The sequence below is a fragment of the Flammeovirga sp. SJP92 genome (assembly GCF_001583495.1).
Taxonomy (GTDB): domain Bacteria; phylum Bacteroidota; class Bacteroidia; order Cytophagales; family Flammeovirgaceae; genus Flammeovirga.
Genome location: NZ_LQAQ01000088.1, coordinates 13,135 through 31,194 on the forward strand (window position 1 = coordinate 13,135; position 18,060 = coordinate 31,194).

The window sequence follows — 18,060 nt, forward strand, 5'->3', positions numbered from 1 at the left end:
TTAGCTGTCTGTTTTACAATTCTAGGGGTAATTCTATGATTTTGCAAATTTTAAAATTGTCTTAAAAGTGTTTAAAAACATCTGAAAATTGAATAATTCAAAGTGTATGATGAAGAATTCTTTAAACTATTGAAAAGTTGGTGTTTCAACCGGTTTCAATCATTAAATAACGTATTATGCTATACGTTAGAAACCTGTTGCGCGATCTGTTGCATAAATTTTAAAAACGTCGATAATACGCTTTAAAATTTGTACAATTCCTGTTTGAGAGAAATTTCAAAAAAGATAAAAAAAGTCATATTTTTTTATTGATAAGCCTTATTTTCTTCCTTATAACTGTTCAAATTTCTAAAAATGTGTCTATCTTTGCCACGTGCTTATCAAGAATGGCAGAGAGAACGGGCTCGTAGATGCCATGGCAACCGTTGTTCCCAGCGAAAGGTGCCAAGTCCCGCTTCGGAAGTGTCCGAGAAAGATGAGCTAAATGCATTCGTTCAAGAATGATTATCTCGAAAAATTATTAAGCACGTTTTTATCCTCTTAAGTGGTAGGAGTCTTTATCTTATCTACTTAGTATAGGGGTATGTGAAACGTAACTTTCAGAATATACTTATGTCAAAAAAGCTCAAAGAGTTAGCGAAAGAGCGTGTCTTGATTTTGGATGGTGCAATGGGTACTATGATCCAAAGACACAAATTGGGAGAAGAAGATTACAGAGGAGAAAGATATAAAGATCACCCTTGTGATGTGAAAGGGAATAATGATATGCTGTCCATCACACAGCCGGATATCATTAGAGACATTCACAAACAGTATTTTAATGCAGGTGCTGATATTGTAGAAACAAACACTTTCAGTGGTACTACCATTGCCATGGCAGACTACGAAATGGAAAGTGATGTGTATGAGTTGAACTATGCTTCAGCAAAACTAGCGAAAGAAGCAGCGGAAGAGTTTACTGCAAAGGAACCTAACAAACCTCGTTTTGTGGCGGGTGCCGTTGGTCCTACCAACAGAACAGCGTCTATCTCTCCTGATGTAAACGATCCAGGTTATAGAGCGGTAACTTTTGATGATCTTGTAGAAGCTTATTACTTGCAAGTACAAGGTTTGGCAGAAGGTGGTGCAGATACAATTTTGATCGAAACAGTATTTGATACCTTAAACTGTAAAGCAGCTCTTTTTGCAGCAGACAAGTATTTCACAGATGTAGAAGAAGGAAAAGTAGTCTCAGCGGCTCCGGCAGGAAGAGAAGACGAATTTCCTAATTTATATAAAGGAGAGCGTTTGCCATTGATGGTGTCAGGTACGATTACCGATGCCTCGGGTAGAACACTTTCAGGACAAGTAGTAGAGGCATTCTGGAACTCTATCCGTCATGCCGACCTATTCAGTGTTGGTTTGAACTGTGCTTTGGGTGCCGATTTACTTCGTCCATATATCCAAGAATTATCTCGTGTAGCAGATATCAACGTTTCTGCTTATCCAAACGCGGGTCTTCCAAATGAATTTGGTGAGTATGACCAAACTTCAGAAGAGATGGGTAAAATCCTTGAATCTTTTGATGGTTTAGTGAACATCATCGGTGGATGCTGTGGTACTACTCCTGATCATATTGGAGCGATTGCAGAGACTTTCAAACAAGCTAAAGTAAGAGAGATCCCTACGCAGGAAGCTTTCCAACGTTTGAGTGGTTTAGAACCTGTAACGATCAAGCCAGACAGTATTTTTGTGAACGTGGGTGAAAGAGCCAACGTAACAGGTTCTGCTAAATTCCGTCGTTTGATTGAGAACGGACAGTTTGAAGAAGCCATTGAAGTGGTAAGACATCAAGTAGAAGGTGGAGCTCAAGTGATTGACGTCAACATGGATGAAGGGATGTTGGATTCTAAGGAGTGTATGACACGTTTCTTGAATTTGATCGCTTCTGAACCAGATATCGCCAAGCTTCCAATCATGGTCGATTCTTCAAAATGGGAAGTTATCGAAGCGGGTTTGAAGACCTTACAAGGTAAAGGTATTGTGAACTCGATTTCATTAAAAGAAGGAGAGGAAGACTTTATCGCGAAAGCAACATTGATTAAAAAGTATGGTGCGGCAGCCGTTGTAATGGCGTTTGATGAAGATGGACAAGCAGACAACTTTGAAAGAAGAAAAGAGATCTGTGGTCGTTCGTATGATATTCTTGTTAATAAAGTAGGTTTCCCTCCTCAAGATATCATTTTTGACCCAAACATCTTAGCAGTTGCAACAGGTATTGATGAGCATAATAACTATGCAGTTGATTTCTTTAAGGGTACAAAATGGATCAAAGAAAACTTACCACATGCATTAGTTAGTGGTGGTGTTTCTAATATCTCTTTCTCATTCAGAGGTAATAATGCTGTAAGAGAAGCGATGCACTCTGTATTTTTATACCACGCTGGTAAAGCTGGTATGGACATGGGTATTGTAAACCCAGGTATGCTTGAAGTGTATGAAGAGATTCCAAAAGACTTATTAGAGCATGTTGAAGATGTTCTTTTAAACAGAAGAGAGGATGCAACTGAACGTTTGGTTGATTTTGCTGAAACTGTAAAATCAAAAGGGAAGAAAAAAGAAGTAGATCTTTCTTGGAGAGAAAATCCTGTAGAGCAGAGATTGTCTCATGCCTTAGTAAAAGGTTTAGTTGAATTTATAGATGAAGATGTAGAGGAAGCTCGCCAGAAATTTGACCGCCCAATTGAAGTGATTGAAGGTCCTTTGATGGATGGTATGAACGTGGTAGGTGATTTATTTGGTGAAGGTAAAATGTTCCTTCCTCAAGTAGTGAAATCTGCCCGAGTAATGAAAAAGGCGGTAGCGATTCTTATTCCATATATTGAAGAAGAAAAAGCGAACAACCCTGATTTGGAAGCTTCTTCTTCAGCCGGTAAAATCTTAATGGCCACTGTAAAAGGAGATGTGCATGATATCGGTAAAAACATTGTAAGTGTAGTTTTAGCTTGTAACAACTTTGAGATCATCGACCTTGGTGTGATGGTACCATTAGACAAGATCATTAGAACTGCCGTTGAAGAAAAAGTAGATGTAATTGGTCTTTCAGGCTTGATTACGCCTTCATTGGATGAGATGGTTTATGTTGCTGATGAATTGGAACGTCAGGAATTAGACATTCCAGTGATGATTGGTGGAGCAACTACTTCAAGAATCCATACAGCAGTGAAAATTGATCCTAAATACTCAGGTTCAGTAGTTCACGTATTGGATGCTTCTAAGTCAGTGCCAATTGCTTCAGCATATACATCTGAAAACAAAGAATACCGTCAAGAGGTGATTCAAGAGTTCAAAGACGAATATGCGGCACTTAGAGAATCGCATGCAAAACGTCAAGGAGCGAAGAAGTTATTACCGATAGAAGAAGCACGTAAGAATAAGGTGCAAATTGATTGGGAAACAACGCCAATTACAAAGCCTTCTTTCTTAGGTGTGAAAACATTTGAGGATTATAGCTTAGAAGAAATCTCACACTATATCGATTGGACTCCATTCTTCCAAACTTGGGAGTTGGCAGGTAAATTCCCTGCTATCCTTAAGGATGAAGTGGTAGGAAAAGAAGCAACTGATCTTTACAATGATGCGAAAGCGTTATTAAAAGAGATTGTAGATAATAAATTACTTCAAGCCAATGCAGTAGTCGGTTTCTTCCCAGCCAACAGTATCAACGATGATGATATTGCTTTATATGACTTTAAAGAAGAGGATGTAGAGTTGCCAGATGCAGAGCATCATCATTCTACTTTCTACAGAGAAGACAGAGAGAAGCAAGTGGGCACACTTTGTCACTTAAGACAGCAAAACAAAAAAGCGGCAGGGAAACCAAACTTCTGTTTGAGTGACTTTGTAGCACCAGTAGAATCAGGTAGAAGAGATTACGTTGGTGGTTTTGCAGTAACAGCCGGAATCGGAATTGATGCTTTAGTAGAGAAATACGAAGCGGATCATGACGATTACAACAGCATTATGGTAAAAGCTTTAGCAGATCGTTTAGCTGAAGCATTTACTGAATTGATGCACGAAAAGGTAAGAAAGGAAATCTGGGGTTATGCGAAAGATGAGATCCATAACAATGAAGAATTAATTGATGAAAAATATCAAGGTATTCGTCCAGCGCCAGGTTACCCTGCATGTCCTGATCATACAGAAAAAGACAAGTTATTTGCTATGCTAGATGTAGAGAAAAACATTGGTGTTTCACTAACATCAAGCTATGCAATGACACCTGCAGCATCTGTAAGTGGTTGGTACTTTGGTAATGAGAATTCTCGTTACTTCGGTTTAGGAAAAATCAACAAAGACCAATTACAAGACTACGCCAAACGTGTGGAGAAAGAGGAGAGAGAAATGGAACGTTGGTTAGGCAGTGTGTTGAGTTACTAGAATTTCAATTCATTGATATAAAGAGACAACTTGAGAGATAATTTCAGGTTGTCTTTTTTTGTGGCTCTATTTTTAAAACAACTATTGAGAATTAAAGAGGCTTCTCGGAAATTTGTAATATATATTAGAATAATGATGTCTTAGTTTGAATATAGTATGCTGTTTATTACTTTGAGAGAAGTAAACTATTTTTTAATGGAGTAAATGTGATGATTAAGCTAATACAGTTTCTATCAAGGAGGGGTACCTTTTAATTAAAAAGATTACCCCAATAATAGAAGTAAGTTTAGTCAATACATTATGAATAATCAAATGAAGACATTATATAAAATTCTATTACTTACAATAATTGATTTTGGGTTGATCTGGTTATGGGTTTATCTAATGGACCCAGATCCTAGTATATCGATTACAATCATTTTACTTGTTCCTTTGGTTTTAGTAATTAACTTGATAATAGGAGGGTTATTACTCTATTTCAAGAAAAAAGATTATTCTAAATTGTTTTTTATAAACTCAATTTTGGCTTCAATAATAATGAATTATCTGTTCGGTAAGGGAATTGATAGACATCTAAATACTAGATTCGAAAGTTGGGAATTTCAAAAAGCTGATTCAACCTTTAGGCTAAATAGGAAGAAAAAAACGGATGAGTTTAGTATGTCCTACAGCTTAAGTCCTAGTTCATCTACGGTTTTTTTATATGGAAAGTGTACTGAAAAAAATGGAGAGTGGCACTTGAGTGCTGATTCATTAAATATGAAAATAATCAATGATACGGAACTTATCGGATTTAGAAACCAGACAGATACTATAAAGATGAATAAATTAGTTCGGTGAAAACTATACAGCTAAAACATTATTCAATACAGACTCACTCAAAGTCTTCCAAGATCAATGAAAAGTAAATTGTACTTAGCAATCCTTTTTTGTTCTTTGATAAATACCCTGTTTATAGGTTTCATTATGAGAGACAGTTCATTTAGTGTAAATGATATAGTGTATTCAACTGTAACAGTACTAGAAGTGATGAATCCTTAGGTTGTTCAATCAAAAGCTGTAATTTTGGGAAATTAAGCATTGACACTATCGATGTGAAATAAACGCTTTACTATGAACACTAACAATTACAGTAAATCTTTCTATTATTTTGTAGGGATTGCATTTTTATGGATTCCCATCTTATTTTTTGACTCTCCTTACTTTGATGAATATTTCTTCGATGGGAAAATAATCTCCACAGTATCTGTTTTAAGCATATTTGTCATCATATTCTTCTTGTCGTCATTACGTATTCGATTTTTAATGACAGTCATGGTGCCTTTGTCATGGTTAGGTGAAATGTTGTGTTGTGTATGGATGGATATGTATGATTACAGAGGTGGACAAATTCCGATGTATGTGCCCTTTGGTCATGCTGTAATATTTGCATTGGGATGGAATATTACTCAAAAAAGCCCAATTCTTGCCAACGCCCTTCAATTCAAAAAATGGATGATGGGTTTTTATATTTTACTTTTCGCAGTAGTAATTTTATACTTCAAAGACACATTGAGTTTAGCCCTAGGAACATTATTCTTCTGGGCCTTATGGAGAAGAAATTACATGCCCTTTTACCTTGTAATGAGTGCATTGGTGTTATATTTGGAAATAATCGGAACGTATTACGGAGTATGGAAATGGGATAAAAAACAGTGGATCTTCCAAACTGTCAACCCACCCATAGGAGCCATGTTTATTTATATTGGCGGTGATATGATTTTAGGCAGATTATGCAGGTATTTGTTAAAGGTTCTAAGGAAAAGAAAGGTCGTTTATGTGAGAAATTAATTATTATGATTAGTCAATAAGAGATCTATCTAATTGTCTCAATCGCATAAAGCCTCCAACTGTTCGTGATGTCAAGCCGAAAGGCGTCATTACGAATTTTAGAATTGTATAAGTTTGAAACTTATAACAATAAAATATATCCATGATTTCTTAAGTGAAGGATCAAAAACAAAACAGTAAATAACTAATTGAAAACGTAATCTAAGAACTATTAGAAAATATGAAGAGTAATGAAGTTAGTACGATGATATTTGAGGCTTTAGAATATCTGGCGCCAATAAAAACGCCTTTGGTGGATATGCTTTCAGGAAAAAATATTTATGGCCGCCCTCCATTTCTTAGATTTAGATTTGATATTCCAGATGAAAATGACGAATTATATATAAAGGTTGAAAATATAATAAGTAATTATCATGGGAAATTGAAATGGATCTTGATTAGACGGAAAAATAATTATTTCTTGATGCCTTTTCTTTTATCAAAATACATAGATTCACCTTCATTTCTTAAGCAAGGTTTCCTTTCTCATGAACTGGGGGAATTTAAGTACAAAGAGATTATTGACCAGGCAATTGATGATATTCCACTTCTAGCTAGTTTGATCATTGAAAAATCAAATATATCAGGTCAATAACTGATGAAAAGAGAACTTATCAAATCACTCATCATTACAGTTCTAATTATTGTAATCATTCTGATTGGAGACATATTTCAAGTTCCTTTTCTAAGTGACTTTTTCTTTTACTTAGTTATTTTACCATCAGCGTATAGTTTTTCAGAAGGGCCTTTAATAGGCACAATTATTTACTTAGAACCGTTTATTCTATGGGGAATTATTTTTCTTTATAGTATTTTCTCAACTAAATTGAATATTCAATAACCCAAAAAATATAATGGACTCAGCTGAACTATTATTAAATGAAATTATCAACTCGGATATCTGTAGAGGATGTGAGCCTCCAAATTCAAAACCACTATTGAATTTTTCATCAAAATCTAAAATACTGATTGTAGGTCAAGCCCCAGGAGTTAAAGCCATTGAATCAGGAATTCCCTGGAATGATGCAAGTGGGAGAAGGCTAAGAGAATGGATGGGTATATCGAATGATGATTTTTATGATAAGGAAAAAGTAGCCATTGTACCCATGGACTTCTGTTTTCCTGGTAAAGGAAAATCAGGTGATTTACCACCACGACCGATATGTGCTCAGAAGTGGTTGCCAAAAATCATGAAAGAGCTCAAAAATGTAGAGTTCACCCTCTTAATAGGGCAGTATGCACAAAAACACTTTCTTGGCGAACTCAGAAAACCCAACTTAACCTCTACAGTCAAAAATTGGAGGGAATATTACCCAAAATATTTTGTGATGCCTCATCCTTCTCCAAGAAACAATATTTGGCTAAGAAAAAACGAATGGTTTGAAGTTGAATTATTACCTGTTTTGAAAAGTGAGATAGAGAAGATATGCTATTAATAGTTGATGTTGAAAAATGCTGGTTTAAACCTGAAGCAAAATGAAGTTGTATACTACATGATTGATTTTCATAGCAATATTAAGAAGCTGACAAATATTTAATTCAAAAGCCATGAGCAATTGTAAATCAATTTTACTTCAATTAAAGAAATAGTGAAAAAGGGCGAATACAATCTTGCATACAATAAATATCATAATTCATATTATGAGTATTCAAACTATTTAGGGGGGGATATTCTTGAAAAGAACAAACTATGTAAAGCAGTTGAGCATAACTTAGATAATACAATCAATAGTTATTTGACGTATATTTCTTCCAGCCATATCAACCCTCGCCAAGACTTTATTTTAAGATTAAAGAGGGCAATAAAAAGTAAAGATCTTTATGCTCTGCGTTTTCTACTGTTTCTAACAGAAAAGTTAGATCTAGAAGATTTGAGTGACGAATTTGTACAAGTAATTAAAATATTTGAGATAGATAAAGAACTGAACAATCTAGAGTTATCTGTCATTGAGTGGATAATTGAATATTGGTTAGAATTTGATAATCATATGGTAATAGACTCTTTGAAACACATTTATTTTATAAAACCTACTAATTATCTAAGCCTTCATATTAAGTCATTAACACTGTTGTCTTCAATAGCAACAAAGGAAGCTGTTGAAGTTATAACCATGTATTTGAATCACCCAGAAGAGTACATCCGTGAAGAAGCTGAAGAGTGTTTGAAATATATATAAGTGAAGGATATTTTCAGGTCCCTCACAGTTTGTAAGTATCAACCTGTAGGCGTCTGAACATCCGTACGTGCCAGCATGTACGACGGATACATCTACTGGTGGGAGTCGTCCCATACTCATGGGAAAGAGGGTCTCATAGTCATGGGAAAAGGTGTCCCTTCTATATGGGAAACCCTTTCCCATGTATAGGGGAAAGAGTTTCACCTTCTAGCCTCCAGTTTGACACTTGCACCAATGGAACCAAAAACTCTTGTGGAGTACACTATTCACCGTACACACTGTACGGTGTATAGTGTACAAGCAGTACGGTGAATAGCGAACGGTGTGTACGGTGGGTAGTGTACGGATAGTATGGGCAGGTAATACACCCTGTATCGGGAAGAAGCATCTACATAGTAAGGGTGAAATGTTCGACATTATTTGACCTAAACCAAACTAAAAATTCACTATATTTACCCTATAAGCGAACAACATCAATGTGTACTTTACATTATGTCAGTACTTTGGATACCAGAGAAGCAAACGGAAAGAAGGAAGGTATTGAAATAGGTACTGGTTTGACAATTGCTGAAGTAAAAGAATTGTTTGAAAATCGATAGTTTTTTGAATAACATAAAACATGATGGTACTACAAAATGCTATGATTTCATTCATCTATATGTCAAATTAACTTTAAGGGTAGGAATATGAATTTCAACATTTTCAACTTCTTGAGTATTATGGGGGCTATTCAAGGAGTCTTTTTTTCATTGGTCATATTATTTCTGCAGAGAGGAAGGAAAATCTCAAATTACTTGCTTTCAGCATTGATTGCCTGCATTGCGGTAACTATGGGACGTCATGTGTTGTCCGATATGCAAGTTCTACAACAGCACCCCTTATTAGAAAGTGTCCCCTTGACCTACCTGTTATTGATTGGTCCATTGCTTTTTTTATATACAAAATCAATCTGTACCCCCAATTATTCATTTGATTTTCAGTCGGCCAAACATCTTCTGCCTGCTTTTATATTTTTCATTGCCAGAGTGATCAATCTTTTAGATCAGTTTTATTTTGAAGTGGGAATTTTTGAAGTATTCAACGGTTATGGAAAATTTGAAGTGATTGTAGGAGTAATTTCTATGAGTATTTATGCTTTTATGACTTTTAGAACTATCAATCGTGAAGAGGAAATCTCTGATGCTGATGTGCAGAATAGGATTTGGATGAAAAAAATTATCTATGGGTGGGCTATTGGGTGGATATTATTTGCCTTACTGACTTTTATAGACCTGTTTTTCTTTGCATATGAAAGACCTTATTCAGATTACTATATCTTATTCCTTTATTTGGCTTTTGTAATCTATTGGCTAGGAATGAAAGGCTTTTATGAACGGATCACACATTTTACAAAAGAGATGAAGGAAGAAGAAAATGAGCGTACTTTCAAGACCACAATTCTTCAAAGTGATATGGAAGTTTTACAAACGGTGATGGAAGGAGAGAAGCTATACCTTGATCCAGAATTAAATCTTGAAAAACTATCATCGAAAGTAGGTTTCCCAACCAAGAAAGTTTCGGTTATCCTTAATCAAGGATTTGAAAAGTCATTTTACCATTTTATCAATACATACAGAGTAGAAGAATTTAAAAAGAGAATTTCTGAAAATCAAAATCAGACGTTGTTGAATATTGCCTATGACAGTGGTTTTAATTCCAAGTCAACTTTTAACTATATCTTCAAAAAAGAAACAGGAGAAACACCTTTGCAATACAAAAAGAGAATAAAGGGAAAAATGTCCCTCTAATGATTTTATATATCGCTCTTCAACCTAAAACCAGCCAATTTTTGTCATTTAATTGAAAATAGATTTAAATTTTAAATGATTCTCCGTTTTTTTCAAAATCAATCCTCCTACTTCCAATAAAATCTATTATTTTCGCCTTTTGAAATTGTGCAGTAATGTATGGTAACCGAAGGGGTTTTCGGTTATGCATTTCTGACGTTGAGCAAAAAACAATCAAAATGCAAATTCTTAGCGAACAAGAAGTACTCCGTAGAGAAAAGAGACAACAGTTGATGGACTTGGGCATTGACCCATATCCAGCGGAAAAGTTTGATGTAAACGTTTCAGCAGCACATATTCTTAAGAATTTTGAGCGTCGTCCAAATGATTATGGTACGATCTCAATTGCTGGACGTATTATGAGTGTTCGTGCGATGGGTAAGGCAGCATTTGTTGAATTACAAGATGCCTCTGGTCGTATTCAAGTTTATGTAAATAGAGATGAGATCTGTCCTGGTGAGGATAAGACTTTATATAATACGGTATTTAAGAAGCTTTTAGATAGAGGTGATTTTATCGGTATTGAAGGTTTTGTTTTCAAAACAGAAGTAGGCGAAATCACAGTACACGCAAAATCACTTAAAGTTTTATCAAAAGCCTTAAAACCACTTCCTGCCGTTAAGGTAACGAAAGACGCTGATGGAAATGAGACAATGCACGATGCATTCTCTGATCCTGAGTTAAGATACCGTCAACGTTATGTGGATTTAGTAGTAAATAAAGACGTTAAAGATACTTTTATCAAAAGAACAAAGATCATTAACGCAATGCGTAACTTCTTCAACGACCACGGTCACTTAGAAGTAGATACGCCAGTTTTACAAGCAATCCCAGGTGGTGCGGCGGCAAGCCCGTTCATTACACATCACAATGCTTTGGATATTCCATTGTATTTAAGAATTGCCAACGAATTATATTTGAAAAGATTAATCGTAGGTGGTTTTGATGGTGTATATGAGTTCTCTCGTAACTTCAGAAATGAAGGTATGGACAGAACACACAACCCTGAGTTTACAGCCGTTGAGATCTATGTAGCTTACAAAGATTACAACTGGATGATGGAATTTACTGAGCAATGTTTAGAGCACGTAGCAATTGCTGCAAACGGTTCTACAGATGCTAAAGTTGGAAACAACGAAATTTCATTCAAAGCACCATACCGCCGTGTAACTATGGCTGAGGCGATCATGGAACATACAGGTAAAGATATCAACGGCAAATCTGTTGAAGAATTACGTGTATTCTGTGACGAGTTAGGTATCGAGCATGATGAAACAATGGGTAAAGGTAAATTAATCGATGAGATTTTCGGTGAGAAATGTGAGGGTAACTATATCCAGCCAACATTCATTACTGATTATCCTGTTGAGATGTCTCCTTTATGTAAGCGTCATAGAGACAATCCTGAATTAACAGAGCGTTTCGAGTTGATGGTCAATGGTAAAGAGGTTGCGAATGCTTACTCTGAGTTGAATGATCCAATCGATCAAAGAGAGCGTTTTGAGGAGCAAATGAAGCTAATGGAAGCAGGAGATGACGAAGCAATGTTCATCGACCAAGACTTCTTAAGAGCATTAGAATACGGTATGCCTCCAACATCAGGTTTAGGTATCGGTATCGACCGTTTAGTAATGATGTTGACGGACAATGCTTCTATCCAAGAAGTATTATTCTTCCCTCAAATGCGTCCTGAAAAATGGCCTGTAGCTTCTTCGGAACAAGAGTGGGCGGCAATCGGTGTTGAGAAAGATTTGATTAACGTGATGCACAAATTAGGTTTCTATATGATTTCTGACCTTGCTGATAAAGCAGTAGGTAAATTGATGAATGACTTCATCGGTATGAAGAAGAAATTGAAGCTGAAGCAAATCCCTAACCCTTCAAAAGACGCGGTTCAAGGATGGATTGACAAGGCTGCAGAAGCCAACAACTAGATAAAAATACTACCATCAGTAGTTGATTATATTGAGCTACCTTCAGCAATGAAGGTAGCTTTTTTGTTTTTAGCAAAAAAACAATTCGTATCTTCAATCTATAAAACTATTACAAACATGATATTAGAAATGGCAACCCTTCAGGTAAAAGAAGGGATGGAAGAACAATTTGAGATTGACTTCAAAACGGCTGGTCAATACATCAGTTCAATTAAAGGGTATCAAGGACATACTTTGAAAAAATGCCTGGAACACAAAAATAAATACCTCTTACTTGTTCATTGGGATTCAGTGGAAGCACATGAAATTGGTTTCAGGAAATCAGATGTTTATTTGAAATGGAAGGAACTTTTACACCATTATTATGAGCCTTTTCCGGAAGTAGAGCATTATTCTACAGTTTTGGATAATAGTTTATAGTATAAATTCGTTCTTTTAGAAAATATTGAATAACTTATATTTCGTAAACAAAATTTAATAACCAAGCGTAAAATTATTTTATCAACAAAACTAATTATTATATGTAAAACAGTGTCTAATCAATTTTCCTAACTAATTATATTAAATAATAAGCTTAAAGCTTCAATAACTCTTAAATAATGAAAAACGTACTTTTAATCTATTTATCCCTAATAGTATTTATGGGAACTAAATCCTATGCTCAAAATAAAGAAGTTCCTTTACTGGATAGAGAAATTTTCTTTGGTAACCCTGAAATAGCTGGAGGACAGCTAAGTCCAGATGGTAAATTTATCTCTTTCTTAAAAGAGTATAATGGAACCCTGAATATTTGGGTGAAAAAATTCGATGAGCCTTTTGAAAATGCAAAACCTCTCACCGATAATGAACGTCCAATTGGAGGTTACTTTTGGACTTATGATGGGAAATATATCCTTTATGTAAAAGATAACAAAGGGGATGAAAACTACAATGTTTATGCTGTAGATCCATTGGCAGAAGTCAAAGAAGGAGTTCCAGAGGCGAAGAACCTAACACCGTTAAAAGATGTAACCGTTCAGATTTATCAGGTAAGTCGTAATGAGCCTAATATCATGATGGTAGGTATCAATGACAGAGATAAAGCATGGCATGACCTTTACAAGGTGGATATTGCTACAGGCGAAAGAACATTGATCTTTGAAAACAAAAACCGTATTACTGGTTGGAATTTTGACTGGGACGAAGAGCCAAGACTAGCCTACAGAACAAACGATAAAGGGCATTCTGAAATCATGCGTATTGATGGTGAAAATAAATTCACTAAAATATATGAGACCAACCTTGAAGAAAGTGCTTACGTAAGTGGATGGAATAAAGACAATTCACAGTTTTATTTAGTGTCAAATAAAGGTGATGTAGACTTGACAACATTGTACTTGATGAATCCAAAAACTGAAGCCATTGAAAAAGTAGAAAGCGATCCTAAAAACAAAGTGGACTTTGGTGGTGTATTTTTAGATGATAACACCAGAGAACTTTTGTACACTTCTTATACTTACGACAAGCGTGAACGTCTTTGGAAAAATAAGAAATGGGCAAAGTTATTCAGTCACTTGGAAAAGCAGTTTAAAGGGAGAGAAGTTGGTTTCTCAAGTTTCACAAAAGACTATAAGCAGATGTTGATCTCTGTAACAGGGGACAAGTATGCACCAGATGTATACTATTACAACAGTGATACAAAAAAACTAATCCACCAATATACACCAAAGCCAAAACTGAAAGAAAATGAGCAGTATTTGGCAGAGATGAAACCCATCACATATAAAAGTAGCGATGGATTAGAAATTCCAGGTTACTTATCCATTCCCAAAAATAAAGAAGCGAAGAATCTTCCACTTGTAGTATTAGTACATGGAGGTCCAAAGGGTCCTAGAGATTACTGGGGTTACAACTCATATGTCCAAATGCTGGCCAATAGAGGTTATGCTGTATTGCAACCTAACTTCAGAGCAAGTGGCGGCTATGGTAAATCATTCCTAAACGCTGGTAACAAGCAATGGGGTAAATTGATGCAAGATGATATCACTTATGGTGTAAAATACTTGATCAGTGAGGGAACTGTAGATGCTTCCAAAGTAGCCATTATGGGCGGTAGTTACGGTGGATATGCTACACTAGCAGGTTTAGCATTTACTCCTGATTTATACACTTGTGGAGTGGATATTGTAGGTCCAAGTAATCTATTCACGTTGCTGGAATCTATTCCTCCATATTGGGAAGCTTTCAGAAAATCACTGTATGAAATGACGGGTGATCCAGAGACAGAGGAAGGAAAGAAACTGATAGAAGAAACGAGCCCATTGTTCCATGTCGATAAAATGAAAAAGCCACTTCTGATTGTTCAGGGAGCCAATGACCCAAGAGTAAAGCAAGCGGAGAGTGATCAGATTGTGATTGCATTAAGAGATGCGGATAAAGAGGTAGAATACCTACTGGCTGACGATGAAGGACACGGTTTCAGAAAGCCAACCAATAATATGGCCATGTGGGTAGCCACTGAGAAGTTTTTAGCCAAACACTTAGGTGGGAGATATCAAGAAGGAGGTTCGGATGAAGTGATGAAACGTTTAGGAGAAATCACGGTAGACGTTTCTAAAGTGACTTACACACCAAAAGAAGAGGTAGAGACTTCAGCTTCAATTAAATTCACAACAACAGATATCATCCCAGGTGAGTATGATTATACTGTAACCATAGAAGTACAGGATAAAACTATTCCTATGACTTCGCACCGATCGGTGAAAAAAGAAGGGGAGTTTACAACTATCACTGACAAGGCGCAATCTCCAATGGGAGAGGTAGTTGATAAGTTATTTGTGAAAGATATGAAGCCAGTCAAAAGAGAAATTCAGCAAGGAGGACAAACTTTCTTGATGAACTTTGGGGAAGATAACATTGAGATGGAAATGATGGGACAGAAGTTCAATATTCCTGTTGAAGGAGCAGTGTTGTGTGGTGATATTGCTTTAGATTTATTCATCTCAAGAATGCCATTGAGAGAAGGTTTTGAAACGGTTTTCCTTTCACCAGATTTGATGACACAAAAAATGAAACAGCTTCAAGTTAAAGTGAAAGAAAAGAAAGAAGAAAAGATTTATGTTGTAAGTTTAACTAATCTTGATAATACCAATGAAGTGACAGAATACACTATCAACGTTGAAGATATGATAGGTGTTCAAGAAACCAAAATTGTTCCTCAAATGGGTAATGCAAAAATTACAACTGTTTTGAAGCAAGATAACTAAAAACTTTAGTACTGCAGATTATATGATTCATGGCCACTCCATCAATGGAGTGGCTTTTTTTGTCCTAATTTATTTTAAAATATGACATTAGAAGATAATTTATCTTTTTGATTGTTAATACTGCCTTTATGGTGTGATATGCATTGTTATTTGATTTGTAGTGTGTTATGTGGGTTTAAGATAAGATTGATATTTAATGTTAGATATCTAAATGTTTATACGCAAACTATATTTGTTGTCTACTAAATTTATAATAGAATCAATACGAATGAGACAGCAATTATCGATTTTTATACTTGTGTTATTTTCTACTCAATTATTTTCTCAGGAACATATTGTGATCAATGAAAATGACTCTACAAATCAATACCCATACACCTTTCCAATTTGGGGAGACAAACTTGAAGAAAAAGGAATTGATTTTCCATTACCGGCAGGTATCTCTTTGCATTATGTTTATAATGAAATGTATTTAGGGATCTCAGAGTTTGGTATGGGTATTAATGGTACTGACCTTTCATCAATTTTGAATGAACAAACACTTGGTTTTCAAACAACACGTGCTTATTCAAATGGAATTAATTTAAGGGGAGATTTATTTACCCTGCCTTTCTTAAACTTTTATGGCTTATTTTCTTATGTGGAAGGAGGAACAGAAGTTGCTCTACAACCTGACTTTGGAATGGGAGCAATGCCACTTTTTAAATCTAGTGTAGTTTTTAACGCCATTTCATTTGGTGGTGGTATGACGTTCAATTATGGTTACAAGGATTATTTCTTTTCTGCAGATGTCAATTATTCAGGCACGCGAACTGATTTATTAGAAAACGAAGTCAATGTTGTTGTTTCTTCATTTAGAATCGGTAAAAAGTTTAATCTTAAAAAGAAGGATCGTTTTGTCAATTTTTATGTAGGTGCAATGTATAGAAACTTTGTGAGTAGAGGGATCACTGCAGGTGTAGTCCAAATCAAAGAAGTGTTACCAGATTTAGACGATCATTACAATATATGGTACAATCAATTAACTCCAATTCAGCAACGTTTATTGGACAAAACCATTGAAGGTGTTAATGAAGAATACAATTTAGCAATTGGAGAAGGTGGAGTAATGAATTCAACAGTGGATTATTACATTAAAAAAGACCTGATTAAAAAATGGACTTTCCAATTTGGTGGACAATTTCAATTAAGTAAAAGAATTTGGATAAGAGGAGAATATGGTGTTTCTGATTATTCAAAATTTATCATGACAGGTATTAATTATAGGTTCGGGATTTAATTAATAAAGAAGAGGCAATAGGATTCAAAGAAGTACATTCTCTATTTATTTCTGAAATAGTTTCAAGTAGATTGATTAAATTAAGTGATCTTAAAACTAAATATTGATGTAATGAGATATAAGTTATTTGGCAAGTCTGGCTTGAAGGTTTCGGAGCTTTGTCTAGGAGCAATGACATTCGGAGAAGAATGGGGTACAGGAGCTGACTTTAATACTTCAAGTAAAATCTTTGATACTTTTGCTGATGCAGGAGGAAATTTTATTGATACTGCTAACTTTTACACCAACGGCACTTCAGAGAAATTCTTAGCTGATTTTGTAGGGACTGAAAGAGATCGCTATGTATTGGCTTCAAAATATACATTAATTGAAGATGCAAGTCACCCTAATGGGACAGGGAATTCAAGAAGAAATATGATGAGAACAGTGGAAGCATCTTTAAAAAGAATGAACACTGATTATATGGATATTCTCTGGGTACATATGTGGGATTTTACGACAAGAGTAGATGAAGTACTGAGGGCCATGAATGATTTAATATCTCAAGGAAAAGTATGTTACATTGGTATATCAGATACGCCTGCGTGGGTGGTCTCCAAAGCCAATATGATGGCAGAACTGAGAGGATGGGAGGAATTTGTGGGTTTGCAGGTGGAGTACAGTCTTATCACCCGTGATATTGAGAGAGAATTACTGCCAATGGCCAATCACTATGGAATGTCAGTGACTACTTGGTCACCTTTGGGAGCAGGATTGTTGTCTGGAAAATACAACAATGGAATGATCGATGAAGGAAGGTTGTCTGAAAAAAGCGTAAAGTTCAATCCGCAGAATATTGCGATTGCGAAAAAGGTAGCTAAAGTTGCAGAGAAGTTGGGTAAATCACCTTCACAAGTTGCCTTGAATTGGTTGAGAGCTCAGGATAAAAGTATCATTCCTATTATAGGTTCTAGAAAACCTCATCAAATAGAAGATAACTTGAAATGTTTGGAATGGGAGTTGCCTCAAGAAGACCTTCAAGAATTGTCTGATATCAGTAAGATAGATTTAGGTTTTCCAACAAAGTTTTTAAAAGAAGACAATGTGAAGAACTATGCATTCGGGGGTTGGTATGATAAAATTGATTTTTAGTATTTCTTCTAACATTCAATAATAAAATGTCATTCAGCCTTTTTGATGACGTATTTCACTATTTAAAGAAAGCAGTACTGTGATTTAAAGTTACATTACTGCTTTTTTGTTTTCTGAATTAGAACATAACCCAAGTATTTACGTATATTAACGAAAACCGAAGCTACTACTGAATTAAAA

The 18,060-nt window shown here is 35.5% G+C and carries 13 protein-coding genes and 1 riboswitch; all 13 genes read left to right on the forward strand.

The window, feature by feature from the left end; translation table 11 throughout:
- Positions 1–374 precede the first annotated feature (374 nt).
- Positions 375–482, forward strand: a riboswitch (SAM riboswitch).
- A 130-nt stretch (positions 483–612) separates the two neighbouring features.
- The 13 genes from metH to AVL50_RS18575 all read left to right on the forward strand — a co-directional run bounded on the left by metH (position 613) and on the right by AVL50_RS18575 (position 17,880).
- On the forward strand, positions 613–4,419 hold the full coding sequence (gene metH, locus AVL50_RS18520) for a methionine synthase (RefSeq protein WP_062617975.1): 3,807 nt from the start codon (positions 613–615) through the stop codon (positions 4,417–4,419).
- Positions 4,420–4,731: 312 nt separating this feature from the next.
- Positions 4,732–5,259, forward strand: a complete 528-nt coding sequence (locus AVL50_RS18525; RefSeq protein ID WP_157491433.1) for a hypothetical protein — start codon at positions 4,732–4,734, stop codon at positions 5,257–5,259.
- 273 nt (positions 5,260–5,532) lie between these two features.
- Positions 5,533–6,249: a hypothetical protein gene (locus AVL50_RS18530; RefSeq protein WP_157491434.1), complete on the forward strand. Its 717-nt coding sequence runs from the start codon at positions 5,533–5,535 to the stop codon at positions 6,247–6,249.
- Positions 6,250–6,469: 220 nt separating this feature from the next.
- Positions 6,470–6,883: a hypothetical protein gene (locus AVL50_RS18535; protein ID WP_062617978.1), complete on the forward strand. Its 414-nt coding sequence runs from the start codon at positions 6,470–6,472 to the stop codon at positions 6,881–6,883.
- A gap of 259 nt (positions 6,884–7,142) precedes the next feature.
- Positions 7,143–7,724 carry a uracil-DNA glycosylase family protein gene (locus AVL50_RS18540; RefSeq protein ID WP_062617979.1) on the forward strand — a complete coding sequence of 194 codons (582 nt, stop codon included), beginning with the start codon at positions 7,143–7,145 and terminating at the stop codon, positions 7,722–7,724.
- A 153-nt stretch (positions 7,725–7,877) separates the two neighbouring features.
- A complete protein-coding gene (locus AVL50_RS18545; protein WP_062617980.1) occupies positions 7,878–8,465 on the forward strand; it encodes a hypothetical protein in 588 nt (195 codons plus the stop codon).
- 476 nt (positions 8,466–8,941) lie between these two features.
- Positions 8,942–9,064 (forward strand): hypothetical protein, encoded by a 123-nt coding sequence (locus AVL50_RS33730; RefSeq protein ID WP_256366133.1) that lies wholly within the window; start codon positions 8,942–8,944, stop codon positions 9,062–9,064.
- Positions 9,065–9,151: 87 nt separating this feature from the next.
- Positions 9,152–10,252, forward strand: a complete 1,101-nt coding sequence (locus AVL50_RS18550) for an AraC family transcriptional regulator (RefSeq protein ID WP_082795915.1) — start codon at positions 9,152–9,154, stop codon at positions 10,250–10,252.
- 218 nt (positions 10,253–10,470) lie between these two features.
- A complete protein-coding gene (lysS, locus tag AVL50_RS18555) occupies positions 10,471–12,225 on the forward strand; it encodes a lysine--tRNA ligase (RefSeq protein WP_216639069.1) in 1,755 nt (584 codons plus the stop codon).
- 129 nt (positions 12,226–12,354) lie between these two features.
- A complete protein-coding gene (locus AVL50_RS18560) occupies positions 12,355–12,645 on the forward strand; it encodes an antibiotic biosynthesis monooxygenase (protein WP_253764305.1) in 291 nt (96 codons plus the stop codon).
- A gap of 179 nt (positions 12,646–12,824) precedes the next feature.
- Positions 12,825–15,470 carry a S9 family peptidase gene (locus AVL50_RS18565; RefSeq protein ID WP_082795916.1) on the forward strand — a complete coding sequence of 882 codons (2,646 nt, stop codon included), beginning with the start codon at positions 12,825–12,827 and terminating at the stop codon, positions 15,468–15,470.
- A 268-nt stretch (positions 15,471–15,738) separates the two neighbouring features.
- Complete coding sequence (locus tag AVL50_RS18570; protein ID WP_062617982.1) at positions 15,739–16,749, forward strand: hypothetical protein; 1,011 nt, start codon at positions 15,739–15,741, stop codon at positions 16,747–16,749.
- Between the two features lie 111 nt (positions 16,750–16,860).
- On the forward strand, positions 16,861–17,880 hold the full coding sequence (locus AVL50_RS18575; RefSeq protein ID WP_062617989.1) for an aldo/keto reductase: 1,020 nt from the start codon (positions 16,861–16,863) through the stop codon (positions 17,878–17,880).
- Positions 17,881–18,060 lie beyond the last annotated feature (180 nt).